The organism is Nostoc sp. LEGE 12454 (assembly GCF_056620565.1).
Genome location: NZ_JBWQXL010000002.1, coordinates 23,952 through 48,521 on the forward strand (window position 1 = coordinate 23,952; position 24,570 = coordinate 48,521).

Here is a 24,570-nt window from a genome sequence, read left to right on the forward strand (position 1 = left end):
CTCTGGCAATAACAAAAAACAAGAGAGAGTTTTATGAGTGGCGATTTTCGTCTCTCATAACCTCAGTAAGAAAATTGCTTTGTAAACTAACTCATCGAGGAGGAGCGTAGTCGATGGGACTACCCTGGTACCGAGTACATACAGTCGTTCTGAATGATCCAGGGCGACTGATTTCTGTACACCTAATGCACACAGCCTTAGTAGCAGGCTGGGCTGGTTCGATGGCACTCTACGAACTAGCTGTTTTTGATCCTAGCGATCCAGTTCTCAACCCAATGTGGCGTCAAGGAATGTTCGTCTTGCCGTTCATGTCACGTTTGGGTGTTACTCAATCTTGGGGTGGTTGGAACGTTACTGGTGGGCCATCAACCGATCCTGGCTTTTGGTCATTCGAAGGCGTTGCAGCAGCTCATATTGTTCTTTCCGGTCTGCTATTTTTAGCCGCCGTATGGCACTGGGTTTACTGGGATTTGGAACTTTTTAGAGATCCCCGCACTGGTGAACCGGCTCTCGACTTGCCAAAAATGTTTGGCATTCACCTGTTCTTATCTGGTCTACTTTGTTTTGGATTTGGTGCTTTTCATGTCACCGGACTATTTGGGCCGGGGATATGGGTTTCTGACGCTTATGGTGTAACTGGTGCAGCCCAAGCAGTAGCACCAGAATGGGGCCCAGATGGTTTTAACCCCTATAACCCTGGTGGCATTGCGGCTCACCACATTGCTGCTGGTGTTGTTGGTATTATTGCAGGCTTATTCCACCTCACAGTTAGACCCCCCGAACGGCTCTACAAAGCCCTGCGGATGGGGAACATTGAAACAGTACTTTCTAGCAGTATTGCAGCGGTTTTCTTCGCTGCTTTCGTTGTTGCTGGTACTATGTGGTACGGTAACGCCGCCACACCCATCGAATTGTTTGGTCCTACCCGCTATCAATGGGATCAAGGCTACTTCCGTCAAGAAATTCAGCGCCGCGTCCAAACAGGCGTTGCTCAAGGTGAAACCCTCGATCAAGCTTGGTCGCAGATTCCTGAAAAATTGGCTTTCTACGATTACGTCGGTAATAGCCCCGCTAAAGGTGGTCTATTCCGTACAGGGCCAATGGTGAAGGGTGATGGCATTGCCCAATCTTGGCAAGGTCACGCCGTATTCAAAGATTCTGAAGGACGGGAATTGACCGTGCGTCGTCTCCCCAACTTCTTTGAAACCTTCCCAGTGATTTTGACTGATGAAGATGGAATTGTCCGCGCTGACATTCCCTTCCGTCGGGCAGAATCTAAGTATAGCTTCGAGCAATCTGGTGTCACCGTTAGTTTCTACGGTGGCGATCTGAATGGTAAGACTTTTACAGAACCAGCTGATGTGAAGAAGTATGCCCGTAAGGCTCAAGGCGGTGAAATCTTTGAATTTGACCGGGAAACCTTGAACTCTGATGGTGTATTCCGCACCAGTCCTAGAGGTTGGTTTACCTTTGGACACGCCGTATTTGCTCTGCTGTTCTTCTTTGGTCATCTCTGGCATGGCGCTCGGACAATTTACCGAGACGTATTTGCTGGTGTTGACGCCGATCTAGAAGAGCAAGTTGAGTGGGGTCTATTCCAGAAAGTGGGTGACAAGTCAACCCGCCGGAAAGAAGCCCTTTAATTTCAGTGCTGAGTAAAGAAGTGCTGAGTTCCGAGTTAAGCTCTGACTCAGCACTTAGCACTCAGCACTCAAAACTTTAATTACTGGCTGGATAAAGAGGAAATCGTAATATGGAAAGCGTTGCGTACATCTTGATTTTTACTCTGTGTATAGGTACTCTCTTCTTTGCGATCGCATTTCGCGAACCCCCTCGCTTTGAGAAACCAAAAGATAAGTAGATCCTATCCACAGACTTTTAAGCGGATTTAATCTTAATATCCGTTGCTACTAAGTATGGTGGCAACGGATATTATTATGTTCGTCCTTTGTTGGTTTTCACTACTAAGTAAATGACAAATCATTTTTATATTGTGATATAATTTCCAATCTTGGGAGTAGATATGTGTTAATGCTAGCTTTTCTGCGCTAGGATGAAAAAGGATGTTTTGTGTAAGCTGCCATAGTACTGCTTACATAACGCATCGCGCTTGTCGCACCACCTTTACGGAGACTAGAACCAGGAACAAATCAGCATGGTCAATCAGAATTTAACCGCTACAGAAATTGGATTCACTCACGAAGATTTCGCTGCTCTACTTGACAAATACGATTATCATTTTAGCCCTGGCGATGTTGTGCCAGGAACAGTTTTCAGTATAGAGCCGCGCGGCGCTCTGATTGACATTGGTGCTAAAACCGCAGCATATATTCCTATACAAGAAATGTCTATTAACCGGGTGGATAGCCCGGAAGAAGTATTACAGTCAAACGAAACGCGCGAATTTTTCATCCTTACCGATGAAAACGAAGATGGTCAATTAACCCTTTCCATTCGCCGTATTGAATATATGCGGGCTTGGGAGCGCGTGCGCCAGTTGCAAGCAGAAGATGCTACTGTACGTTCTGGCGTATTTGCAACCAATCGCGGTGGAGCATTGGTACGGATTGAGGGATTACGTGGCTTTATCCCAGGTTCCCACATCAGTACCCGCAAACCTAAAGAAGAATTGGTTGGCGAGGATCTGCCGTTGAAATTCCTAGAGGTAGACGAAGAACGCAATCGCCTCGTTCTATCTCATCGTCGGGCGCTGGTTGAGCGCAAGATGAACCGCCTAGAAGTCGGCGAAGTAGTAATTGGTACTGTTCGTGGGATCAAACCCTACGGTGCTTTCATCGACATTGGCGGCGTCAGTGGTCTACTGCACATTTCTGAGATTTCTCACGAACATATTGATACACCTCATAGCGTGTTCAATGTCAATGATGAAGTGAAAGTTATGATCATTGACTTGGATGCAGAAAGGGGTCGCATTTCCCTATCTACCAAGCAGCTAGAACCCGAACCCGGTGACATGATTAAAAACCGGGATTTGGTCTACGATAAAGCAGAAGAAATGGCTGCTAAGTATCGCGAACAGCTATTAGCCAAGCAGCAAGGTGCTACTGCTGCGGCTGCACCTGCGGAAGTTCTTGCAGACGAAGATATTCCACCAGCAACGGAACTTGACGAAGATATTCCACCAGCAGCAGAACTTGAAGAAGATATTCCACCAGCAGCAGAACTTGAAGAAGAAGTTCCAGTAGTTGCGGAAATTGAAACAGAGATTCCAGCAGCAACGGAAACTGAAGAGGAAATTCCAGCAGCTATTGAAGAATAATAGATTTTTTATAATTTTACTTGTCTTGAAGTAAGAGTATTAAATCATTTTATAAAGAGGGTTTTTCCCTCTTTTTTTATGTAGAGAATTGGTGAAAGTGAAGAGTTGGGAGTAATTAGAAGTTAAATATTATGGCAACCATAAAATGTAGAAATATCACTTTTGATAATATTCAGGCAATTTTGTTTGACAAAAACGGTACTCTAGAAGATTCAGAAACTTATTTGCGATCGCTAGCACAAAAGGCAACGAGGTTAATAGATGCTCAAATCCCTGGAACTGGGGAACCCCTATTAATGGCATTTGGCATCAATGGCAATTTTCTAGATCCCGCAGGTTTAATATCAGTAGCAAGCCGCCGCGAAACAGAAGTTGCGGCTGCGGCATATATTGCCGAAACTGGAAGAGGATGGTTTGAGTGCTTAAAAATAGCCCGTCAAGCTTTGAATGAAGCGGAAAAATACATTGGAGAAACTCCTTCACCACTGTTTGTAGGTAGCCTAGAAATTTTGAAATACCTGCGGGAGGGTGGTCTAAAACTTGGTATCCTCTCGGCTGCGACAACTGAAGAAGTACGCAATTTTGTAGCCAATCACCAGTTAAGCGATTATATCCAGTTGGAAATGGGCGTAGATGAAGGGCCAAGTAAACCAGATCCAGTGCTATTTTTGCAAGCTTGCCAAGCTTTAGGAGTTGAACCGAGCGCTACCTTGATGGTGGGTGATGCAGTTGGTGATATGCAAATGGCGCGTAATGCTAAAGCCGCAGGTTGTATTGGTATCACTTGGGTAGGTAAGTCAGATAACGTCCGAGGTGCGGATGTGGTGATTAATCAACTTGATGAAATTAAGATTTTAGAGGATTAATTTAATGTGAGTTCGATGAACTCAAAAAACGGCAGTTGAGGCTTTTTCTGACACATTAGTTTTCAGATGGCATAGAAATCATCTATGTCACAGAATTTCTGTGTCCAATCAAGTCAAGATACCATAGTATCTATCTATACCTGACAAGACCTTTTCTATTTTATTCGCAAAAATCATATTAATTTAACATATCGAGATAGTTTTGCAACCTTTCTTTAGATAGATCATTAAAGAAATCCGTAATATCTCTAATAGAATAAAATGGAAAATTTTTTAGAATCAGGGTAAAGGCATTTAAATTCTGTAATCCATGCCCAGCAAGGGTTAAAAATTTAGTCCTAAAAATAAATAATGCTTGAAACTTTTGCCAAGTAAGCATTATAAAAATAAGATGCGTTTGCCTTGTTTTTGAGAATAAAGACATTGCGATCCGATCGCAGTTTCAATTAATTTTTGATCCTTTTTTATTGGTGGAAGCGCATGAATTTTCAAAGCTCTGCTTCACCTGTCATCATTTCTGATTCTAATGATGTCAAAGCTGAAATGTCTTATGTTCATGGGATAGAGCATTTAATTGAGGTTGTTCAAGCATTGTCACTAGCACGAACGCTAGAGCAAATTATGGAGATTGTGCGAAAATCTGCGCGTGAGTTGACTGGGGCAGATGGGGCTAGTTTTGTGCTACGAGATGGAGATCAATGTTATTACGCAGATGAAGATGCGATCGCTCCCTTATGGAAAGGGCAACGCTTCCCGATGAGTATTTGCATTGGTGGGCATACAATGCGAAACCGTCAGCCCGTTGTGATTAGCGATATTTATGGAGATGAACGGATTCCATTTGCAGCTTATCAACCGACTTTTGTCAAAAGCTTGGCAATGGTGCCGATCCGAGCGTGTAACCCCATCGGTGCAATTGGAACATATTGGGCAACGTTACATCAGCCAACGGAAGAAAAAGTAAAACTATTACAGGCATTGGCAGACACAACGGCTGTCGCAATGGAAAACGTGCAAATTTATAATGAATTAGAACAAAGAGTCCACAATCGAACTGCTGCACTAGAAAAAGAAATAGAGGGGCATCAAAAAGTTGAGGCAGAAGTTAGGCGCTTATCTCTAACGGATGAATTAACCGGACTGTACAATCGACGAGGTTTTTTTCTATTTGCAGATCAACAATTAAAACTAGCCCATCAGCTACAAAAGCCCTGTTGTCTCTTATTTATAGATATAGATGGATTGAAGCAAATCAATGATACCTTTGGGCATGAAGTTGGAGATCGGGTAATAGTAGATGCCGCAGACCTACTAAGTAAAACCTATCGAGATTCTGACATCGTTGCCCGATTAGGGGGTGATGAGTTTGTTGTATTTATTCCGAAATGTTCAGATCGTACAAATGCAATTAGTGTTCGTCTCCAAACTAACATTGATTTATTTAATCAGAATCAAGGTAGAAATTATCGTCTATCAATGAGTATTGGAGTTCAAGAGTGCGTTATCAATGAAGATGTTTCATTGGAAAAACTCATATTACAGGCAGATGAGTCGATGTACCAGCAAAAACGTGCCAAGCGAAGTTCTAGCAATAACAACAGTAGCTTTTAATCCTTTAGGAACCAAATCTAATGTTAATATTCAGCTTTTTTATCTCTTTTTTCATTCCCGATCGTCCATTGTCTGGACTTGATTATCAATAAACACTGGCACTTCTCTGAATCTGTGATGTTTGTAATCTTTACAAGTTCTACTTTTCAGTTTTTTTATTCTTTGAAATTACGTTAATTTCTTGCATAGCTGTTCGGCGATAATGTCGCTAGCATTCTCCATAGTGAAAAAACTCTTCAATGGCAGCACTAATAGCAACTATTTGACTTAAACCAAAAGTTGATCGATGACATTCCTATTGCTATTGTTAGGCTTTAAATTAGTGTTAAGATTTAGATTTACCAATGCTGTAAGAATTACACCACTAATAATAGTTTTTATCCATAAAAAATAAGGGCGATCGCGCGATGAATTTGCCTTAATTTCCATCCAGAGTACTTGTTCTAACCAGCGCGATCGCAAAAAATGTTTTGCACATCACCTAAGTTAATACCTGCAAATAATTTATTAAAATCTTATTTTAAAAATTCGTGATAACTATCTTTTTTTGCCATTTTTACTCCTAATTAGAAAGTAACCCTTTAATTACTTTGCCTAATTTATCAACTCCTTTCTCTATGTCGATTAAGTCGACGTATTGTAACGTACCAGATTTAGCTAGCTTTTTGGCTCGTTCATCAGTAGCCTTTCCATGCAAAGCATCTACAAGTATATCTGCGGTTCTACCACTACCAGCAATCACAAGAACTACTCTGCCGCTATTAACGCTATAAAAGGCATCCTTAAAGGTAATTTCACCACCGTTCAAGAGTATTGTCATTGAAGGTGCATCATTCGCCAGCATAGCCGCAACACAAGAGATCCAAGAAGACTCGTCGCCCCAATTCTTCCCAGGAACTAGTACAAAATGAGTATGGTTTGGCTCTAAGGGTGTTAAATCAGCAACAGTTTCCGAATGATTAGGTAAAGCCACTTTGCTTCCAGTTGTCACACCAACTAAAGCAAACTTAGCACCTATTTGGGTACGAGCCGCACCCATCATTCGCATAATTCCTACATCCGTACCACCATCCACGACATAAGCCCCCAAAGTTTCGGCGATGGGGGCTAAAACTTCCACAAACAACTGTTGAATACGAAGAAAATCAGCTTCACTGATGTTACTTGCACCCCCCACTACTACTAAAACAGGACGCGAGCCACCAAGCCCTATTTCCTCAAGAGCATAAGGCAATTCTTCTGATTGCTCAACTTGAGTCGCTAGTGCTGTTTTCCCATTCTCAAAGGTAAGTCTTAAACAACTTTTCATTTTTTCAAAATACTGACTGCTTAGGTTTTCTGAGGTAGGCTTCGCAGTCATGTTCTGCAAGCGTTGTATTCCGTTATGATCTTGACGAAGCTTTCTAGAAAACTATCGATCGCAAAATAATAGCTTCTTGTTTGTTGACATTTTAAACTAGGATTTTGCAGTTTATTTATGAACCATCGCACCAGTTTTTCAGTTAATCAGAATGATGAAACTTTAGCTATAAGTTCCTGCTCTCTCACTTTTTACCGTCACAGGTTCTGACTCTATATCCTCTATCTTATTAAACTCTCCAGCTTGCCAGCTATCTGTTGTATCCTTGATAAAGCTGGCAATCGGGATCGCAATTAACAAACCCAGTACTCCTCCCAACTTTGCGCCCAGCAATAAAGAAATCACCACCCACACAGGATTTAAGCCAGTCAAATTGCTGAGAATTCGAGGTGCAATAATATTAGAATTAACTTGGTCGATTGCAACAGCTACACCTAAGACTTCCACCCCTAACCAAAAATTTTGCAGCGCTACCAACAAACTTACTATGGCGATACCTACCCCCGTACCAAAGGGGAAGAGTGAAAATAAGCCAATACCAATACCAAAAAGTAAAGCTAGGGGAACTTGCAGCGCCAAAAACACCAGAGTAATTGTCACCCCTAACACAGCTCCCAATGTTGCTTGACCGATAAAGTAATTGTGGAAATCCTCTCGCAGTAATTCTCGTACTCTTGACCCAATATTAGGGGGAAACCACTGAAAAATTCCGTCCCAAAGACGTTCACCATTCAATATTAGGTAGATAGTCAACACTACTGCCAGCAGCACATTCAGGACAATACCAATAGTATCGACAGCAAAACCAAGAATTCTACCAGTGAAGGACTGAAGTTGGTTAGATAATCGTTCCAGAACTTGGGTAAATAAACCACTTAAATTAATCGGAAGTTGCTGTTGACTTAACGCCCAATCCTGAAAAGCTTGCAGCTGCACAGTACCAGAATCAATCCAACTGGGCAAAATATTAGCCAGTTCAACGAGCTGTTGAATAATCAGGGGAACCAAGGTAATGCCTAAAGCTACTAAAACCACTAGAGTCAAAAGCAACACTCCTCCGATCGCTAAGTTGGGTTTCACCCCTTGTTCCTGGAGAAACTGGATTGGATAGTTCAAGACAAAAGCCAGCAGGATGGCGGCGGCGATAATGCTAACTAAGGGTTGAAAATACTGTATAAGTTGGAGCAATAGCCAGCCGTTGAGAATGGCAATGGGAAATGCTAATCCTATAGTTAACCATCGCGGCAGTTTGTTTGCTGATTGCATTAGCGATCACCTCATAAGAGTTCTAACTTTATTTTGACTTCTAGGGATGTGGAGAGTGGGGAGCAGCACTTCTGCCTCTCGTACCCAATGACAAATGACAAATGACAAATGACTAATCCCCAAATTATGTTGGATTTTTCTCAATAAAATCCAACATAATTTTTTGATGCATTGCCCCCAAAGGTCGCACTTCGCCAGCATTTTGTGAATAACAGTTACCTTGGCGAATATCTTCTGGCGTAAATAAGGCCATATCCCAGCCCTCATTCAGAACTAGTTGATTTAATTCCACTAAGAGTGGTGCATGAAAGATATGACGGACAACTCTTTCGTTGGGATAACAGCCAAATTCAAGAAAGGGTGGTAGATCGTAGCCGATTTCTTCTAAAATTTCTCGTTTTACCGCTACATCTGGCGTTTCACCAGGTTCGATGTGACCGCCAAACAGCGCCCAGTAACCAGGGTAGAGAATACCGGGGATGTTGTCACGCAGTTGCATGAGAAACTTGTTTTTCTGGTAGAGAATTGCGATCGCTACGTGCACCTGTTGATTGTTCATACTCTTTATTTTTAATTGTTATTATTCTTCTTCTAAATAAACTTCCCCCAATTCTTTGCCAGCTAAAGGAATACTTCGGTAGCGAATTTTACCCTTAATTACAACTTCTGAACCTTCACCCAGATTTTTTTGATTGGTGACAACCCAAATTTTGCCTGTTGAGTCCTTAATTTTATAAGCCCACTGTTCGAGCAGGGGAGCTTGCTTTTCTACCTGACCTTGGATGTAAACTATAGCCTGATTGTCTTGTTTTGGTTTAATTTCTCCAATTGGAGTGACATTTGTACCAATTTTTAAGCCAGCACCACGCAAACCAGGCGATATCAAGTTACCACAACTACAAAGTCCTGTTATCAGGAAAAAAGTCAACCCCAAACGGTAAGGAACAATACTGTGCCCGTACAAGAACGAAAGAGATAAATTTCTTATTTGTCGCATAAAAGCCACCGATTTATTTATTTTGGGCATTTGGTTGGCACAAGAGGCAGAGGTACAGAGGCGAAAAACTTACTGCAACTTATTTCTCCCCTGCTCCCCTGCCCCTCTGCTCCTCTGCTGCTCTGCTCCCCTGCCCCTCTGCTCCTCTGCTCCCTCACTCCCAATTCTTTATTCTTCAGATGATGCCGTTGATCTGAGAAAATAAACATTATGAATTTACTGTGAGAGAAACGCTACGACATCAAACAGCAACACAATAATAGTCGAAAGTCAAGAGTTAAGAATCAATATTTTCATTTTGGACTTTGGACAAAAAGCGAACATAGCTGGGAATTTTCATGGAAACAAAAACTGCCAAACTCCTTGATGGGAAAGCTCTAGCAGCAAAAATTCAGCAAGAACTTTCTGTTGCGATTACACAATTACAACCAAAAATTGGACGACCTCCTGGTTTAGCAGTGTTGATGGTTGGTGATAACCCAGCGTCAGCTGCTTATGTACGCAATAAAGAAAAAGCCTGCGCTAAAGTTGGGATCGCTTCTTTTGGTAAGCATTTCCCTGCCGAAACTAGCCTTGGAGAGTTAGAAGAGGTAATTGCTGCACTCAACCACGATGAAAGAGTGGATGGTATTCTTGTGCAATTGCCCTTACCTAACCACCTGGATGCTGTAACTCTGCTACATCAAATTGATCCCGATAAAGATGCTGATGGACTGCACCCAGTTAACTTGGGGCGACTAGTACGGGGAGAAAGCGGTTTACGTAGCTGCACCCCGGCTGGTGTGATGCGGCTTTTACAAGAATATGAGATTCCTTTACAGGGAAAACAGGCAGTAGTGGTGGGGCGCAGTATTTTGGTGGGTAAACCGATGGCGCTGATGCTATTAGAAGCTGATGCTACAGTCACGATCGCTCACTCGCGATCGCATGACCTCAAAACCATCACCCAAAATGCTGATATTCTAATTGCAGCAGTAGGTCGTCCCGGATTGATCTCTGCTGATATGGTGAAATCGGGCGCTGTTGTGGTAGATGTGGGGATGAATCGCGTCACCGATGCTAATGGCAAAAGTCGTCTCATTGGCGATGTCCATTTTGAATCAACCGCTGATGTCGCAGGGTTTATCACCCCAGTTCCTGGTGGTGTTGGCCCGATGACTGTTGCCATATTGTTGGAAAATACATTTGCTAGCTATTCTAGAGCGGCAAAAGAAGAAAGAGTAGTGAAAAGTTAAAAGTTATTCTTAATAACTCTTAACTTATAAATCCCGTACAGACGCGATTAATCGCGTCTCTGCTCCTAACTCTTCATTTTTTTCAGTCCCCCAGCACCTTAAAATTGTGACGTATAAGGCAAAAATCGCAAAATGTCAGGAATTAAAGAATGGTAGCAACTGATAACGTCCAAAAGACACCACCAGAAGAAGCCACATTTAACTTAGCAGCTTATTTAAAAGAGCGACAAAAGCTTTGTGATACTGCTTTGGATCGGTCTATCTCGGTCATTTATCCAGAAACGATTTATGAGGCGATGCGCTACTCGTTATTAGCTGGAGGTAAGCGTGTACGTCCCATTCTTTGTCTTGCCACCTGTGAAATGATGGGTGGAACCATTGACATGGCCATGCCAACAGCTTGTGCTGTGGAGATGATCCACACAATGTCGTTGATACATGACGACCTGCCAGCGATGGATAATGACGATTACCGTCGGGGAAAGCTGACGAATCATAAAGTCTATGGGGAAGATGTAGCTATTTTGGCTGGCGATGGCTTGTTGGCTCTTGCTTTTGAGTCTGTTGCCATTGAAACCCCTCAAAGTGTTAAGAGAGAGGTGGTCTTGCAGGTTATTGCCCGTCTTGGCCGAGCCTTGGGGGCAGGTGGTTTGGTCGGCGGTCAAGTTGTCGATTTAGAGTCGGAAGGTAAATCAGATATTTCCTTAGAAACCCTAAATTTTATTCATAAACACAAAACAGCCGCCCTGTTGGAAGCTTGCGTAGTTTGTGGCGGGCTGATTGCTAATGCATCACCTGAAGATGTGCAGCGGCTAACTCGTTATGCTCAAAATATTGGGCTAGCATTCCAAATCATCGATGATATTCTGGATATCACTTCTACCCAAGAGCAATTAGGTAAAACAGCTGGCAAAGACCAAAGAGCAAAGAAAGTTACCTATCCCAGCCTTTGGGGACTTGAGGAATCGCGCTCAAAAGCCCAAGAGCTAGTAAAAGAAGCTTGTGTGGAATTAGAACCATTTGGAGACAGAGCTAAACCACTCCAAGCGATCGCTCATTATATTACCAGCCGTAATAACTAGTAACGCTTTGGGTAATTCGTAATTCGTAATTCGTAATTCGTAATTCCTGTACCGCAAGCGTTTTATTGATTTGGAATGGGTGGTTTATTAACGCCATGCTCTACTACACCGCCCAGCGGAATTCAAAATTCACTCATTCAAAATTCAAAAAGTTTATCAAGTAAGCTTTTGGGCTATTTTGAAGAGTTGGTCTGTTTCCGTCGCGATCTACTAGATTAATTTTGGATTTTGGGTTGAATCTAAATGTTTCCTCAACCAACAACTGCTGCTAATATTTACTAACCTAACCAAAATAACATGCAGGACATAGGCAACATTTTAGACAACCGGGTGCTGCTGGTTGCTCTGGTAGCTTGTTTAATTGCTCAAGCATTAAAGCTCGTAGTTGAGATCGTCAAACATCGCAAATTGAATGTGCGTGTTTTGGTGACAACCGGAGGTATGCCCAGTGCCCATTCGGCTCTGGTTACGGCTCTAGCCGCTGGTGTAGGGCAAACACTGGGTTGGGCATCTCCTGATTTTGCCGTCGCGATCGTTTTTGCCATCATTGTCATGTATGATGCAGCCGGAGTTCGCCAAGCGGCTGGTAAGCAAGCTCGTATTCTCAATCAAATGATTGATGAATTATTCCATGAAAAACCAGACTTTAGCCAAGACCGTCTGAAAGAATTACTCGGACATACACCAGTTCAGGTAATCGCTGGATCGGCTTTGGGTATAACCATCTATTGGTTAGCTAGGTCTGCTTATTAAACTAGGGCAATAAATCTTTGTTTGAGGGGCTATTGATAATTAGTAACCGGTAATTTGTCAATCAATTTCGGATTTTGGATTTTAGATTTACCCCGTGAATAAATTTAGGGAATTAAGGATGAAAGGATTTGTTCCAAATAACTTGCTTCACGCAAAGCAAGTATAAATATATTCGCTGAAAACCCTTTTAAATTTTGAATTTAAAATCACAAATTAGGTCAATTGACAAATTACCACTCTGGTAGCTCGCATCAGGATACCAGCGAACTTAAGATAGCTAAAACCGCACAGTCGAACGCAGCAGAATCACTTTACGACTATCTACTAGGCTGGCAACGAAACCACCATTGTTTAGCTTTTGCAATGTATTATAGGCTTCAGTTTGGTTAGTGGTATAAACTGCCAGCAAGTAAGGGCGTTGTCCATAAGAAACAAAACCAACATTACCTCCGACCACTTGCTGCACACTATTTACTAATTCTGGACGGTTGTAATAATCTACCAGTACTGCATAACCTTCTCCTAATGCTTGAGGATTATAGCTGACTGTCTGCTGAGGTGGTTTAGGCTGTGACTGTGGCTGTGACTGTGGCTGCACATTTGCCGTTGTCGTTGGTCGAGTGGTAATTATGGCAGACAAGCCAACAATATTGCTGACATATCTTGCCCAACGATTAGCATCGTCAATTTTGTTAAAGCCCCCGACTCGCGTCACGGTTTCGTTGAGATATTTGCAGGTGATAGTTTTCAGTTCAGGTGGTAAGGCGCTACGTAACTGCTTTTGATTATTTGCTGTGGGACTGACTACTAATAAAAGATACTCACCCGCATTTGGTGGTTGACAAGAGGGAATGGTTTTTTGAGCAAGTACAGAACTCATGCCACCAATCAACCCTACAATCGCTAATCCTAAAACACTTGGTAAATTCTGAAATCTATGCACAAAAGTTAGATTATGTAAATTAAGGTGTCTTAGAAGATTTTATAAGAAAAAAGCTGAAAACCTAGCTACTTCAGTATGGTGATGAAATATGTGTCAAAAAATATATTTTGTTACTCAAAAATAAAATTAGGGAGTGGGGAAGGGGCAGGGGAGCAGGGGAGCAGGGGAGCAGGGGAGCAGGGGAGCAGGGGAGACAAGGGGACAAGGGGACAAGGAGGAATTATTGAACAAGTCTCTCCCTTGTCTACCTTGTCTTTTCTCCATGCCCAATGTCCAATGCGCTATGCCTAAGATACGGTAGTAAGCGATGCTAAAGCATCTGGTATTGCCTCAGAAGGGGCCTGGAATTCGCCAGTAATGACGTACTCTAAACGCAGTTTTAACCAGGTAATAAATTGAGGATTTGTAGAAATAATTGCTACTGCTGGTTGGGGACACTTCGCTTTTAGCTCTTTAAACTGCGGTGTTTCCAAGAAAGCTGGTTGCTCAACTAACCAAAAATCTATTTGTTTTTCTTGTTCGTGGTAGTTACGAGTGCGTTCTTTGAGAACTTCGTGTATCGGTTCTTCTTCGAGAAGAAAGCGGTGACTTGCCAAAACGTAATGGTATGTTTGCATTTTCATCCTTTGGTTGCTATATGAATAATTTCAGGGCACAGTGACTCTGTACCCTGACAAAACTAACTTTTCTGAGATTTCTTGAACCAAGAGCTGAACGGACAAGCACTTTTTTGGTTTTCAGATTTTGCCTGTTTGCCACCAGATGTTAGCTTTTCCAAGAACAGATTATTGTCGAAGTAGTGTTCTAAGGAAATAATCTTCAAGTCATCGGTAACTTTTGCAATAGTCATGCCGATAATTTCTAGCGTCTCTCCAGTAGGTGCATGGTCTTTGTATTCTCCGTTAAAATGTCCCCAATGCCGCCATTTAAATGTTACATTCGGTGGCCCTGAGAAAACTTCCAGCACTTCCCAAGGAAATCCTTGGGGAAATGTTGTGTGGAAGACTTTTGCGGATGATTCAAAGCTTTCTTCTGAAGCCTTATAATGCTCTGAATCAGCCATAAATAGATTGTAAGTACCTTGGGCTGATAAATCTGCTGCGGTATACTCTACTCCGCCATTGGTACTTACGCGAAAGTTGTCATTCACAATAGATAACCACTCTTGCGGGTTAGCTTTGAAAGATACCTCCATCTCGAAGGTTCTCACCAAATTTTGCACGATCGCTTCCAGTGTTCCTTCAAGATGATTATAGATACTTTCTTTAGCAAGATTCTCTTTTGAACGGGAATAATCAGGCGGTGTCTGATAGCGCCACTCGACACCAGTACTTTCTGCTATCACCTTATCCCGATCCTGTACCCAAAGTGGTAGGTTGTTAGATTGTGTTGCGCTCATAGAAGTTTTTGCTGAAGATTTGATCCCAATTTCTAGATTTCGCAGTGACAACCCCTCTAGGTTATAGGTTACAGGTTATAGGTTATAGGTTATCAGTTTCTTCCCCTATTCCCTATCCCCTATCCCCTATCCCCTATCCCCTATCCCCTCTTATAGCTTGCTTCATCTCGCGGACTGCCCTTTCCATACCTACTAATGCTGCCCGACTGATGATGGTATGACCAATGTTCAGTTCTTCCATGCCTGGAAGCGCAGCTACCGGATAGACGTTCCAGTAGGTGAGTCCATGACCAGCGTTAACTCGCAATCCAGCTTGAATCGCTTGTTCACAACCTTTAGCTAATATGGCTAATTCTCGGTGGCGATTTGTTTCATCTTTAGCTTCGGCATATTGTCCGGTGTGCAATTCAATAAACTGCGCCTGTATCTTGACAGAGGCTTCAATTTGTGCTGGTTCGGCATCGATAAATAAACTAACTGGAATGCTAGCGCTTTGCAATTTATCGACTATTTCACCTATTCTAGCAATTTGCCCGACAATATCTAGTCCGCCTTCTGTTGTCACTTCTTCGCGCTTTTCGGGGACTAAAGTCACGTAATCTGGTTTGATATCGAGAGCGATCGCTAGCATTTCATCTGTTGCGGCCATTTCTAAATTAAGATGCGATCGCACTGTTTGCCGCAATATCCGCACATCCCGATCTTGGATATGTCGCCGATCTTCACGCAGATGCACCGTAATTCCATCTGCACCTGCTAATTCTGCCAGTACCGCCGCCGCTACCGGGTCTGGTTCCACCGTCCGCCGCGCTTGCCGGATAGTGGCGATGTGGTCAATGTTAACGCCAAGTGTAGGCACCCCAAGTTTCTCCCAAATCCACAGTCCTTAGAACTTGATTTTACCGGAAATAGCGGTAGTTTTGCTGAAGAAGCTACAGATAGATTACACGCGTACAATACGATTGTTTAAAAGAAAACTGAGTTAGCAAAAGCTTATTGTTGGGCAAACTACTTTAAATAAGTAGCTGATTTCACAAGAGTTGATGAAGTATGAATACAGCAGTTGAGCCGATGGATAAGCTTTTTAACTATCAAATTAGCGAACAACTTTATGCAGGCTCTAGAACCTTAGTTTACCGTGCTATTCGAGAGGCGGATCGACTTCCGGTTGTAATTAAACTGCTCCAGCAAGAGTATCCTACCTTCAATGAACTGCTGCTGTTCCGTAATCAGTACACTATTGCTAAAAATCTTGACCTACCCGGTATTGTTCGTCCCTACAGCCTGGAACCTTACCGCAACAGCTATGCTTTGGTGATGGAGGATTTTGGCGGCATTTCCCTCAGAGATTGGCTCAATCAAAAAATGGCGAGTAACCAATATACTTTGACAGAGTTCTTGGATATTGCGATCGCTCTGAGTAATACTCTTGACGGACTTTATCGCCATCGAATTATCCATAAAGATATCAAGCCAGCCAACATTCTTATCAACCCGGAAACTAAGCAAGTCAAGTTGATTGACTTTAGTATTGCCTCTCTTTTACCCAGAGAAACCCAAGAAATTTACAGTCCCAATATTTTAGAAGGTACTCTCGCCTACCTTTCCCCAGAACAAACCGGACGGATGAATCGCGGAATCGACTATCGCAGTGATTACTATTCCCTCGGCGTTACCTTCTATGAATTGTTGGCTGGACATCTACCCTTCCAGTCTAACGATCCGATGGAGTTGGTTCACTGTCATATTGCCAAGCAACCAGAAGAATTAGGGAGCAGGGGGCAGGGAGCAGGGGGCAGGGGGCAGGAGGCAGGAGGCAGGGGGCAGGAGGCAGGGAGTAGGAGGGAAGAAGCGATTCCCGAAGTTCTTTGTGAGATTGTGATCAAGTTGATGGCGAAAAATGCTGAAGATCGCTATCAGAGTGCATTAGGGCTGAAATTTGATTTAGAAAAATGTTTGTCTCAATTGCAGGAAATTGGCTCGATTCAATCTTTTGAATTAGGTGAGTGGGATATTTGCGATCGCTTTATCATCCCAGAAAAACTTTACGGTCGCCAAACTGAAGTTGAAAACTTACTGGATGCCTTTGAGAGAGTCAGTCAGGGAAGTACTGAAATGATGTTGGTAGCAGGCTTCTCTGGCATTGGCAAAACTGCTGTGGTAAACGAAGTCCACAAGCCAATTGTGCGACAACGGGGTTATTTCATTAAAGGTAAATTTGACCAGTTCCAGCGCAACATCCCTTTCTCTGCCTTTGTACAAATCTATCGAGACTTAATCAGGCAACTGCTGAGTGAAACTGATGCCCAATTTGAGCAATGGAAGTGCAAAATTCTCTCTGCTTTGGGTGACAACGGACAAGTGATGATTGAGGTGATTCCAGAACTGGAAATTATAATTGGTAAACAGCCACCCGTAACAGAACTCTCTGGAAGTGCGGCACAAAATCGCTTCAATTCGCTCTTTTTGAAATTCACTAAAGTCTTCACTGCATCAGAACATCCATTAGCGATCTTTATTGACGATCTGCAATGGGCAGATTCTGCTTCTTTAAAGTTAATGCACCTGTTAATGAGTGAAGCTGACATCGGCTATCTACTGTTAATTGGTGCTTATCGAGAAAACGAAGTCAACCCAGTACATCCGCTGATGCTGACTGTGGAAGAGATTCAGAAGTTAGGTGCCACAGTAAATACAATTACCTTAACTCCCCTCGATCGAATCTCCGTTAATCATTTGGTTGCAGATACATTGAGTTGCTCTTTAGCTTTAGCTGCACCCTTAACAGAATTAGTATTGAGCAAAACTAAAGGGAATCCTTTCTTCAGCACCCAGTTTCTCAAAGCGCTACATCAAGATCGATTAATTACATTTAATTTTGATGGTGGTTATTGGGAATGTGATATTGCTCAGGTGCGATCTCTCGCCCTTACCGATGATGTCGTAGAGTTCATGGCAATTCAGCTTCAGAAATTGTCAAGAGAAACTCAAGAAGTTTTAAAGTTAGCAGCTTGTGTAGGAAATCAATTTGATTTAGCGGCATTAGCGATCGTCCATGAAAAATCCCAGTTAGAAACAGCCATAGACTTTTGGAAAGCTGTGCAAGATGGGGTGATTATTCCTACAAATGAGGTTTACAAATTCTACCATGATGAGTCGGACTTTCTAATTCAGAATTCAGAATTTAAGCAATACAATTCCCCTGATTCTTGTTCTTATAAATTTCTTCACGATCGTGTTCAGCAAGCTGCCTATTCTCTAATTCCCGAATCTCAACGAAAAGCTACTCATTTAAAAATTGGACAATTACTGTTAAACAATACATTACCTGAAGCTCTTGAAGGCAGCATTTTTGACATTGTTAATCAGTTAAATGAGGGAATTGACATAATTGATGGACAATCTCAAAGATATGAGCTAGCTCAACTGAATCTAATTGCTGGTAAGAAAGCAAAAGCTTCTACTGCTTATAAAGCAGCTCTGAAATATTTCACATTGGGTAGAAGCTTGCTAATAGCAGATAGTTGGCTATCTCACTATAATATTACGTTTCAATTATATCAGGAATCCGCAGAATGTGAATATTCAACTGGCAATTTTGAGCAAGCAGAAATATTATTTGAGATAGCGCTAGCTCAAAGCCAAGACAGGTTTGAAAAAGTAGATATTTATAAAATTCAGATGTATCTGAAAATGACTCAAGGTGAAAATATAGCAGCTAGTATTGAAGCTGGAGTAAAGGGTTTGAGCATCATAGGAATGCATCTACCAGTCACTTCTGAAGAACAGCAATCTGCTATCGAAACTGAACTTCAAGAATTAAAAGCTAAACTGCAAACGGTTCCTATACCAGATTTATTCGATCTGCCTGAGATGACAGATCGAGATAAGAAGGTTTGTATGGGTATTTTAGCTGACCTTTGGGCAGCAGCTTATATGGGAGGAAATCAATATCTCAGTTGTTTGGCTCCTCTATTAATGATCGGTTTATCATTGCAATATGGTAATGGAGAAAGCTCTGGTTTTGCTTACTGTTTATATGGGATGAGTCTGGCAAATCAAGGAAATTATCAAACGGCTTATGAGTTTGGTACATTAGCACTAAAACTCGATCGTCATTTCAATAGTACGCAATTTATTTTTAAGACCAATAATATCTTTGCACATACCACAAATCCCTACAATCAGCATTTAAAAACGAATTTGCCACTTTCTCAACAATCATTCCAAATATGTCAAGAAACTGGAAATTTGGTGTTTGGTGTTTGGGCGGTTTCCTTTTTGATTTGGGCGATGTTAATTAAAGGCGATCGCCTCTCGGATGTTTACGCGGAAACTGAAAAATATTTGAGCTATGTCCAACAGGTTAATGATGCCAATATGCTGTATGCATTTACTTTACAGCGGCAGTTCTTATTGAATTTGCAAGATATATCTAAAAATACCGATTTATTAAACGATCGCAATGACGAAGATATTCCCTATATCGAAGTTTGGAGACAGAAGAATAACTTTGAACATGGAATTAATTGGTATTGCTTTCTCAAAATCCAATTGTCGTACCTTTATGGTCGCTATGCAGATGCTGTGCAAGCAGCAGAAGAAGCTGAGAAAACGCTTGGTTGTAACTCTGGTTTCTTCCCTATTATTCAGTATCATTTCTATTATCCCCTCAGTTTAATAGCTCTCTATCCCAATGTGACATTAGAGAAGAAAAAGCAGTATTGGGATATTATTCGCGAGCATCAACAAATTCAGAAAACCTGGGCGAATAGTTGCCCAGACAACTTTTTACATCGATATCTCTTATTATCTGCGGAAATAGCAAGAATTTCTGGCAAGTATATGGATGCAATCGAATCATACGATCGCGCCATTGCTAAAGCTAAAGAAAACGAATATGTCAACGAAGAGGCTCTCGCGAACGAACTTGCAGCCAAGTTCTATTTAGAATGGGGCAAAGAACGCATTGCTCAAGAATATTTGATTAATGCTTACTATTGCTACACGCGCTGGGGTGCTAAAGCCAAAGTCGATGATTTAGAACAGCATTATCCACAACTGCTAGCTCCAATTTTACAACAGAGGCGTTCACTACTTACACCCAATGAAACAATCGCAAATATTGATAGCATTACTACCTTCCATCCCAGCATTAATAAATCAGTAACCTCTAGCAGCAACACATCAATAATGCTAGATTTGGCAACAGTTTTAAAAGCTTCTCAGACTCTTTCGAGTGAAATTGAACTAGATAAATTACTTACGAAGCTGCTGCAAGTAGTGATTGAAAATGCTGGAGCAGATAAGTGTGCGTTACTACTGCTTAAAGAAAATAGATTGGTAGTTGAAGGGACTGCTCAAGTTGGGCAACGATCAACGGTGTTACAGTCCATATTTGTGGAAGATAGTGCAGAGGTTCCCCATAGCCTAATTTACGCCGTCAAACGCAGCCTACAACCTACCGTTATCCTTGATACAACATTGCATCCGGCGCTAATAGCCGATCCCTATATTATTCGTCAGCAACCCAAAAGCTTGCTATGTACGCCGATTCTCTATCAAGGGAAACTCTTAGGAATTTTATATTTAGAAAATAATCTGATGACTGGGGCGTTTACTAGCGATCGCGTCGAAATTCTCAATTTATTATGTACTCAAGCTGCAATTTCCTTAGAAAACGCCCGACTTTATCAGCAAGCACAAAATACTCTAGAAAACCTGGGACAGACTGAACAATTTTTGCGATTAATTATCGAAAATATTCCCCAATCGGTTTTCTGGAAAGACTGCAATAGTGTTTTTTTAGGCTGTAACCATAATTTTACTCAAACTTGGGGTCTAGGAATGCCAGAAAATGTTATTGGTAAAACAGATTACGACTTTCACTGGACTAGCGAGCAATCAGATTTTTTTGTAGCGCGCGATCGCCGCATTATGGAATCTGGGCAACCTGAACTCAACATTATCGAAACAGTGCAGCAAGCAGACGGAAAACAAAAGTGGTCTAATACAAATAAAATTCCTCTAAAAGATAGAGAAGGAAACGTTTTTGGCATCCTTAGCACATCTGAAGACATCACTGAACGCCAACAAGCACAACAATTCTTACAGCAGCAAAAGCAACAATTGGAACAAGCGTTGCAAGAACTCCAAATGATGCAATTGCAAGTGGTGCAAAGTGAAAAAATGTCTGCTCTTGGCAATCTAGTAGCAGGTGTTGCCCATGAAATCAACAATCCTGTAGGCTTCATTGCTGGGAATATTGAACCTGCCAAAGATTATGTTAAAGATTTGTTTGGACTAATTAATCTTTATCAACAAAAGTTTCCCAATCCCGGTTTAGATATTCAAGATGAAATTGATGCCATCGACCTGAATTATTTACGCGAAGATTTACCTAAATTGCTGGACTCGATGAAGTTGGGTGTTAACCGTATTCGCAGTATCAGTACCAGTTTACGAACCTTCTCCAGAGCAGATAAGGATTATAAAGTTCCTTTTGATATTCACGAAGGGATTGATAGCACTATTCTGATTCTCAGACACCGTTTAAAAGCTAATGAAAACCGTCCAGCAATTGAAGTAGTGAAGAATTATGGCAAACTACCCCTAGTGGAATGCTTTGCGGGACAACTTAATCAGGTGTTTATGAACTTGTTAGCAAATGCCATTGATGCACTTGAACAATACAATTCAGAACGTAGTTTGGAAGCGATTCTTGCCAACCCCAATTGCATCACTATTCAAACTCGTGTAGTAGATTCAGGTCAGAATGTTTTGATTAAGATTGCTGATAATGGCGTGGGGATGTCACCAGAGGTTAAACAAAAAGTATTTGACCATTTATTTACTACTAAGCCTGTCGGAAAAGGCACTGGATTAGGATTAGCGATCGCTCGTCAAATTGTGGTAGAAGCACATGGCGGTTCGCTCTCTTGTACTTCCGAACTGGGAAAAGGCACAGAGTTTGTCATTCAAATCTCTACTCAACAACAATAATGAGTGCTGGTGCTGAGGAAAGTATAAATTACTCAGCACTTTTCATTTTCGCTATTTAAATTTTAGTTGAGAATAAAGTAATAATGATATTTAGATTATGTAAACTTAGCTTAAAAATAAAACCCCTGTGGTATGCCCTAAACAACAAAATTTCCTACTCATTTAAATGGCGATCGCGGAACTTTATATTATTATTAATTGTGATATTTCTGTCCATTAGCATTAGCGCCATAGCTATCACTAGTTACAAGATTGTTAAGGGATTGCTGCTCGCTAGTCTTAAAGAACAAGTACTATTAAAAACATGCCAAGGTCAGGATGATATCGATAACTGGTTAGCCATTCGTAAGACGGAAATTAAGACTTTGGCAAATTCGGTTGTGGTGCGATCGCTAGATTGGCCTGTGATGGAACCTTACTTGCAATCTGAATTGAAGCGGCTGCAAACGTTTTTGCTCATGGCATTGGCTACATCAGATAGCACATTAATCAATACTCACGGAGATCATCTCAATGTTAAAGACCGAGAATTTTTTCAGCGGAGTATGACGGGTGAAACGATAGCAGCCGATCCAATTATTGGACGCACAACCAAACAGTTACAGATTCAGATTAGTTCGCCGATTCCTGCCGAAAGAGGTACAAAGCCAGCAGGTGTTTTAATGGGAGGAATTCCAATTAACCGGGTCGTTGAGGTCATCAGCAATTTACATCAAGGTAAAGGCAGCTATGCTTTTGCCCTTAATTCTCAAGGAATTCCCATCGCCCATCCCAACACGGAATTTATTGGTACACCCGAAAAAGCTGCCAAGAGTTTTCTGAACTCGCGCAATCCCAGATTAGTTGAAATTAGCCAAAAAATGGTAGCTAAACGCACAAATATTGAATTGGTTCAACTGGATGGTAAATGGAGCTATGTTGCTTACACTCCTCTGAGAGAAGCAAATTGGTCAGTAGCGTTAATTGTGCCAAAAGAAAATATTGAATCGCCATTACAGGCGTTGAACCTGTTGGCTACAGTTTTGGGAGGATTGCTATTGATTGGGTTGATTAGTGCATGGCGACAGGTGCAGCTATACGAACAGATTCGCGATCGCGCCTTGATTTCTAGCCAGCAGGCGCAACAACTCAGCAAAACCCTGAAAGAATTGCAAAATACCCAAGCTCAACTCATCCACACCGAAAAAATGTCTAGCTTGGGACAATTAGTGGCTGGAGTGGCACATGAAATCAATAATCCTGCCAATTTTATCCATGCCAATCTCAACCATGCAAGCGTTTACAGCCAAGATATCCTCGATTTGCTCAAGCTTTATCAACAAACCTACCCAAATCCTACCCCCGAAATTAGCGATCGCGTCCAAGAACTTGATATTGAGTTTCTGGCAGAAGATTTACCTAAGTTAATGGCATCAATGCAAGTAGGAACCAAGCGCATTCGTCAAATTGTATTGTCGCTGCGTAATTTTTCGCGTCTTGATGAAGCAGAAATGAAATTTGTAGACATTAATGAAGGATTAGACAACACTCTGATGATTCTGAATCATCGCCTGACAGCCACGCCTAATCAACCAGAAATTCAGATCGTTAAGAAGTACGGTGATTTACCTCTAGTAGAATGCTATGCGGGGCAACTCAATCAGGTGTTTATGAATGTTCTAGTGAATGCAATTGATGCTGTAGAAGAGTCATTCTTAGTAAAGAATGAAGGACAAATTCGCATTCAGACTGAACTCACCGATCAAAAACAAGCGATCATTCAAATTTACGATAATGGTATTGGGATGTCAGAAGAGGTAAAACAACGAGTATTTGACTATATGTTCACTACTAAACCTGTGGGTAAAGGAATTGGGTTAGGAATGGCGATCGCCTATCAAATTGTTGTAGATAAACATCGAGGAACTATTGAAGTTGATTCTACTCCAGGATATGGTACAGAGTTTACCATCTGTATTCCTTTAACAAGTAAAAATTAAAAATTACTGACAAAATTGAAACAGCCAAGAATTATATCAAAGATTGTTTTATCTAATTTATACACTCATGATTAGAGGCGATATACTTTAAGAAAGTTGATTTTAAATTTAATCTGCTACATACAATCATTAATACATCAACTCTCTGAGGTGATATGCTTTTAAAACTGCAACAAATTATTGTTAAACCTGGGCAACAAATGTTGCTCAAAGATATTAGTTGGCAGCAGTTAGAAAATATTTTAGCAGAAATGGGAGAAAGACGTGCTGCACGTATTTCTTATAGTCATGGTTGGTTAGAAATTATGGTTCCCCTACCAGAACACGAAAAAGATAAAGAATATATTGGTGAGTTAGTAAGAGTTTTATTAGACAAACTCCAAATTGATTTTGAGCCTTTTGGTTCTACAACTCTTAAAAATGAGCAAATGCGGCAAGCAGTAGAACCAGATACCAGTTTTTATATTCAAAATCAAGCTGCTACCATTGGTAAAAATCGCATCGATTTAAATATAGATCCACCACCAGATTTAGCAATCGAAATTGATATTACTTCTCGCACTAGATTTGATAATTATGAAATTTTGGGAGTTCCTGAACTTTGGCGACATACACAACAAGGTTTAGAAATTTCGATTCTACAAGAGGGAAAGTATATTAAATCTCAATCTAGTCCTAATTTTCCTAATATCCCAATTGTTAAATTAGTTAATGAATATGTTCAGCAGTGTTTAACAATTGGAAGAAGTCAAGCTATGCGTAATTTTCGAGGTTGGGTGAAGAATAATTTATGATAG

Annotated in this window: 21 protein-coding genes; 12 read left to right on the forward strand and 9 right to left on the reverse strand. The window is 41.4% G+C overall.

The genetic code is table 11. The annotated features are described in order from the left end of the window. Positions 1 to 113: 113 nt before the first annotated feature. From psbB to AC1F2U_RS02275, 5 genes are all read left to right on the forward strand, one after another. Positions 114 to 1,643 carry a photosystem II chlorophyll-binding protein CP47 gene (gene psbB / locus AC1F2U_RS02255; RefSeq protein WP_480259658.1) on the forward strand — a complete coding sequence of 510 codons (1,530 nt, stop codon included), beginning with the start codon at positions 114 to 116 and terminating at the stop codon, positions 1,641 to 1,643. 110 nt (positions 1,644 to 1,753) lie between these two features. Continuing rightward, positions 1,754 to 1,861, forward strand: coding sequence for a photosystem II reaction center protein T (locus AC1F2U_RS02260; RefSeq protein WP_084227385.1), 108 nt, complete (start codon positions 1,754 to 1,756; stop codon positions 1,859 to 1,861). A gap of 294 nt (positions 1,862 to 2,155) precedes the next feature. Beyond that, positions 2,156 to 3,280 (forward strand): 30S ribosomal protein S1, encoded by a 1,125-nt coding sequence (locus AC1F2U_RS02265; RefSeq protein WP_480259659.1) that lies wholly within the window; start codon positions 2,156 to 2,158, stop codon positions 3,278 to 3,280. A gap of 131 nt (positions 3,281 to 3,411) precedes the next feature. Then, entirely contained in the window at positions 3,412 to 4,146 is a 735-nt protein-coding gene (locus AC1F2U_RS02270) for an HAD family hydrolase (protein ID WP_480259660.1), read from the forward strand. A 480-nt stretch (positions 4,147 to 4,626) separates the two neighbouring features. After that, the gene (locus AC1F2U_RS02275) at positions 4,627 to 5,757 is read left to right on the forward strand and encodes a sensor domain-containing diguanylate cyclase (RefSeq protein ID WP_480259661.1); all 1,131 of its coding nucleotides are present in this window, start codon (positions 4,627 to 4,629) and stop codon (positions 5,755 to 5,757) included. A 267-nt stretch (positions 5,758 to 6,024) separates the two neighbouring features. Here the strand turns inward: AC1F2U_RS02275 and AC1F2U_RS02280 are convergent, their stop codons facing one another. From AC1F2U_RS02280 to AC1F2U_RS02300, 5 genes are all read right to left on the reverse strand, one after another. Next, on the reverse strand, positions 6,025 to 6,219 hold the full coding sequence (locus AC1F2U_RS02280; RefSeq protein ID WP_480259662.1) for a hypothetical protein: 195 nt from the start codon (positions 6,217 to 6,219) through the stop codon (positions 6,025 to 6,027). A gap of 100 nt (positions 6,220 to 6,319) precedes the next feature. After that, the gene (locus tag AC1F2U_RS02285; RefSeq protein WP_480259663.1) at positions 6,320 to 7,117 is read right to left on the reverse strand and encodes a hypothetical protein; all 798 of its coding nucleotides are present in this window, start codon (positions 7,115 to 7,117) and stop codon (positions 6,320 to 6,322) included. Positions 7,118 to 7,279: 162 nt separating this feature from the next. After that, a complete protein-coding gene (locus AC1F2U_RS02290) occupies positions 7,280 to 8,383 on the reverse strand; it encodes an AI-2E family transporter (protein ID WP_480259664.1) in 1,104 nt (367 codons plus the stop codon). 124 nt (positions 8,384 to 8,507) lie between these two features. After that, entirely contained in the window at positions 8,508 to 8,942 is a 435-nt protein-coding gene (locus tag AC1F2U_RS02295; protein ID WP_480259665.1) for an NUDIX hydrolase, read from the reverse strand. Positions 8,943 to 8,963: 21 nt separating this feature from the next. Beyond that, positions 8,964 to 9,380 (reverse strand): hypothetical protein, encoded by a 417-nt coding sequence (locus tag AC1F2U_RS02300; RefSeq protein ID WP_480259666.1) that lies wholly within the window; start codon positions 9,378 to 9,380, stop codon positions 8,964 to 8,966. A 338-nt stretch (positions 9,381 to 9,718) separates the two neighbouring features. On the opposite strand from AC1F2U_RS02300, the gene folD reads away from it, so the two are divergent. From folD to AC1F2U_RS02315, 3 genes are all read left to right on the forward strand, one after another. Continuing rightward, positions 9,719 to 10,615, forward strand: a complete 897-nt coding sequence (gene folD, locus AC1F2U_RS02305) for a bifunctional methylenetetrahydrofolate dehydrogenase/methenyltetrahydrofolate cyclohydrolase FolD (protein WP_480259667.1) — start codon at positions 9,719 to 9,721, stop codon at positions 10,613 to 10,615. A 149-nt stretch (positions 10,616 to 10,764) separates the two neighbouring features. Further along, positions 10,765 to 11,697, forward strand: coding sequence for a geranylgeranyl diphosphate synthase CrtE (gene crtE / locus AC1F2U_RS02310; RefSeq protein ID WP_480259668.1), 933 nt, complete (start codon positions 10,765 to 10,767; stop codon positions 11,695 to 11,697). A gap of 297 nt (positions 11,698 to 11,994) precedes the next feature. Further along, complete coding sequence (locus tag AC1F2U_RS02315) at positions 11,995 to 12,450, forward strand: divergent PAP2 family protein (RefSeq protein WP_094350479.1); 456 nt, start codon at positions 11,995 to 11,997, stop codon at positions 12,448 to 12,450. Positions 12,451 to 12,727: 277 nt separating this feature from the next. Here AC1F2U_RS02315 and AC1F2U_RS02320 read toward each other — a convergent pair whose 3' ends face one another. Next, complete coding sequence (locus AC1F2U_RS02320) at positions 12,728 to 13,393, reverse strand: hypothetical protein (RefSeq protein ID WP_480259669.1); 666 nt, start codon at positions 13,391 to 13,393, stop codon at positions 12,728 to 12,730. A 90-nt stretch (positions 13,394 to 13,483) separates the two neighbouring features. Here AC1F2U_RS02320 and AC1F2U_RS02325 point away from each other — a divergent pair, with 90 nt between their 5' ends. Next, the gene (locus tag AC1F2U_RS02325) at positions 13,484 to 13,684 is read left to right on the forward strand and encodes a hypothetical protein (protein WP_480259670.1); all 201 of its coding nucleotides are present in this window, start codon (positions 13,484 to 13,486) and stop codon (positions 13,682 to 13,684) included. Here AC1F2U_RS02325 and AC1F2U_RS02330 read toward each other — a convergent pair. The 3 genes from AC1F2U_RS02330 to AC1F2U_RS02340 all read right to left on the reverse strand — a co-directional run bounded on the left by AC1F2U_RS02330 (position 13,681) and on the right by AC1F2U_RS02340 (position 15,651). Next, the gene (locus AC1F2U_RS02330; protein ID WP_480259671.1) at positions 13,681 to 14,010 is read right to left on the reverse strand and encodes an MgPME-cyclase complex family protein; all 330 of its coding nucleotides are present in this window, start codon (positions 14,008 to 14,010) and stop codon (positions 13,681 to 13,683) included. The genes AC1F2U_RS02325 and AC1F2U_RS02330 overlap by 4 nt on opposite strands. Before the next feature lie 62 nt (positions 14,011 to 14,072). Beyond that, positions 14,073 to 14,792 (reverse strand): SnoaL-like polyketide cyclase, encoded by a 720-nt coding sequence (locus tag AC1F2U_RS02335; RefSeq protein WP_480259672.1) that lies wholly within the window; start codon positions 14,790 to 14,792, stop codon positions 14,073 to 14,075. Positions 14,793 to 14,925: 133 nt separating this feature from the next. Next, entirely contained in the window at positions 14,926 to 15,651 is a 726-nt protein-coding gene (locus tag AC1F2U_RS02340) for a pyridoxine 5'-phosphate synthase (protein ID WP_480259673.1), read from the reverse strand. A 191-nt stretch (positions 15,652 to 15,842) separates the two neighbouring features. Between AC1F2U_RS02340 and AC1F2U_RS02345 the strand changes: the two genes are divergently transcribed. The 3 genes from AC1F2U_RS02345 (at position 15,843) to AC1F2U_RS02355 (ending at position 24,567) form a co-directional block, all read left to right on the forward strand. Further along, positions 15,843 to 21,794, forward strand: a complete 5,952-nt coding sequence (locus tag AC1F2U_RS02345) for a trifunctional serine/threonine-protein kinase/ATP-binding protein/sensor histidine kinase (protein ID WP_480259674.1) — start codon at positions 15,843 to 15,845, stop codon at positions 21,792 to 21,794. An 83-nt stretch (positions 21,795 to 21,877) separates the two neighbouring features. Next, positions 21,878 to 23,773 (forward strand): sensor histidine kinase, encoded by a 1,896-nt coding sequence (locus tag AC1F2U_RS02350; protein ID WP_480259675.1) that lies wholly within the window; start codon positions 21,878 to 21,880, stop codon positions 23,771 to 23,773. Between the two features lie 155 nt (positions 23,774 to 23,928). Beyond that, complete coding sequence (locus AC1F2U_RS02355; protein WP_480259676.1) at positions 23,929 to 24,567, forward strand: Uma2 family endonuclease; 639 nt, start codon at positions 23,929 to 23,931, stop codon at positions 24,565 to 24,567. Positions 24,568 to 24,570 lie beyond the last annotated feature (3 nt).

What these genes read in the sequence shown, in the direction of transcription:
- AC1F2U_RS02330 (WP_480259671.1), bottom strand. Translation starts at nt 14,010, where the DNA reads ATGCAAACATACCATTACGTTTTGGCAAGTCACCGCTTTCTTCTCGAA.
- AC1F2U_RS02355 (WP_480259676.1), top strand. Translation starts at nt 23,929, where the DNA reads ATGCTTTTAAAACTGCAACAAATTATTGTTAAACCTGGGCAACAAATG.
- AC1F2U_RS02275 (WP_480259661.1), top strand. Translation starts at nt 4,627, where the DNA reads ATGAATTTTCAAAGCTCTGCTTCACCTGTCATCATTTCTGATTCTAAT.
- psbB (WP_480259658.1), top strand. Translation starts at nt 114, where the DNA reads ATGGGACTACCCTGGTACCGAGTACATACAGTCGTTCTGAATGATCCA.
- AC1F2U_RS02260 (WP_084227385.1), top strand. Translation starts at nt 1,754, where the DNA reads ATGGAAAGCGTTGCGTACATCTTGATTTTTACTCTGTGTATAGGTACT.
- AC1F2U_RS02315 (WP_094350479.1), top strand. Translation starts at nt 11,995, where the DNA reads ATGCAGGACATAGGCAACATTTTAGACAACCGGGTGCTGCTGGTTGCT.
- folD (WP_480259667.1), top strand. Translation starts at nt 9,719, where the DNA reads ATGGAAACAAAAACTGCCAAACTCCTTGATGGGAAAGCTCTAGCAGCA.
- crtE (WP_480259668.1), top strand. Translation starts at nt 10,765, where the DNA reads ATGGTAGCAACTGATAACGTCCAAAAGACACCACCAGAAGAAGCCACA.
- AC1F2U_RS02285 (WP_480259663.1), bottom strand. Translation starts at nt 7,117, where the DNA reads ATGACTGCGAAGCCTACCTCAGAAAACCTAAGCAGTCAGTATTTTGAA.
- AC1F2U_RS02345 (WP_480259674.1), top strand. Translation starts at nt 15,843, where the DNA reads ATGAATACAGCAGTTGAGCCGATGGATAAGCTTTTTAACTATCAAATT.
- AC1F2U_RS02300 (WP_480259666.1), bottom strand. Translation starts at nt 9,380, where the DNA reads ATGCGACAAATAAGAAATTTATCTCTTTCGTTCTTGTACGGGCACAGT.
- AC1F2U_RS02335 (WP_480259672.1), bottom strand. Translation starts at nt 14,792, where the DNA reads ATGAGCGCAACACAATCTAACAACCTACCACTTTGGGTACAGGATCGG.
- AC1F2U_RS02270 (WP_480259660.1), top strand. Translation starts at nt 3,412, where the DNA reads ATGGCAACCATAAAATGTAGAAATATCACTTTTGATAATATTCAGGCA.
- AC1F2U_RS02295 (WP_480259665.1), bottom strand. Translation starts at nt 8,942, where the DNA reads ATGAACAATCAACAGGTGCACGTAGCGATCGCAATTCTCTACCAGAAA.
- AC1F2U_RS02265 (WP_480259659.1), top strand. Translation starts at nt 2,156, where the DNA reads ATGGTCAATCAGAATTTAACCGCTACAGAAATTGGATTCACTCACGAA.
- AC1F2U_RS02350 (WP_480259675.1), top strand. Translation starts at nt 21,878, where the DNA reads ATGATATTTAGATTATGTAAACTTAGCTTAAAAATAAAACCCCTGTGG.
- AC1F2U_RS02290 (WP_480259664.1), bottom strand. Translation starts at nt 8,383, where the DNA reads ATGCAATCAGCAAACAAACTGCCGCGATGGTTAACTATAGGATTAGCA.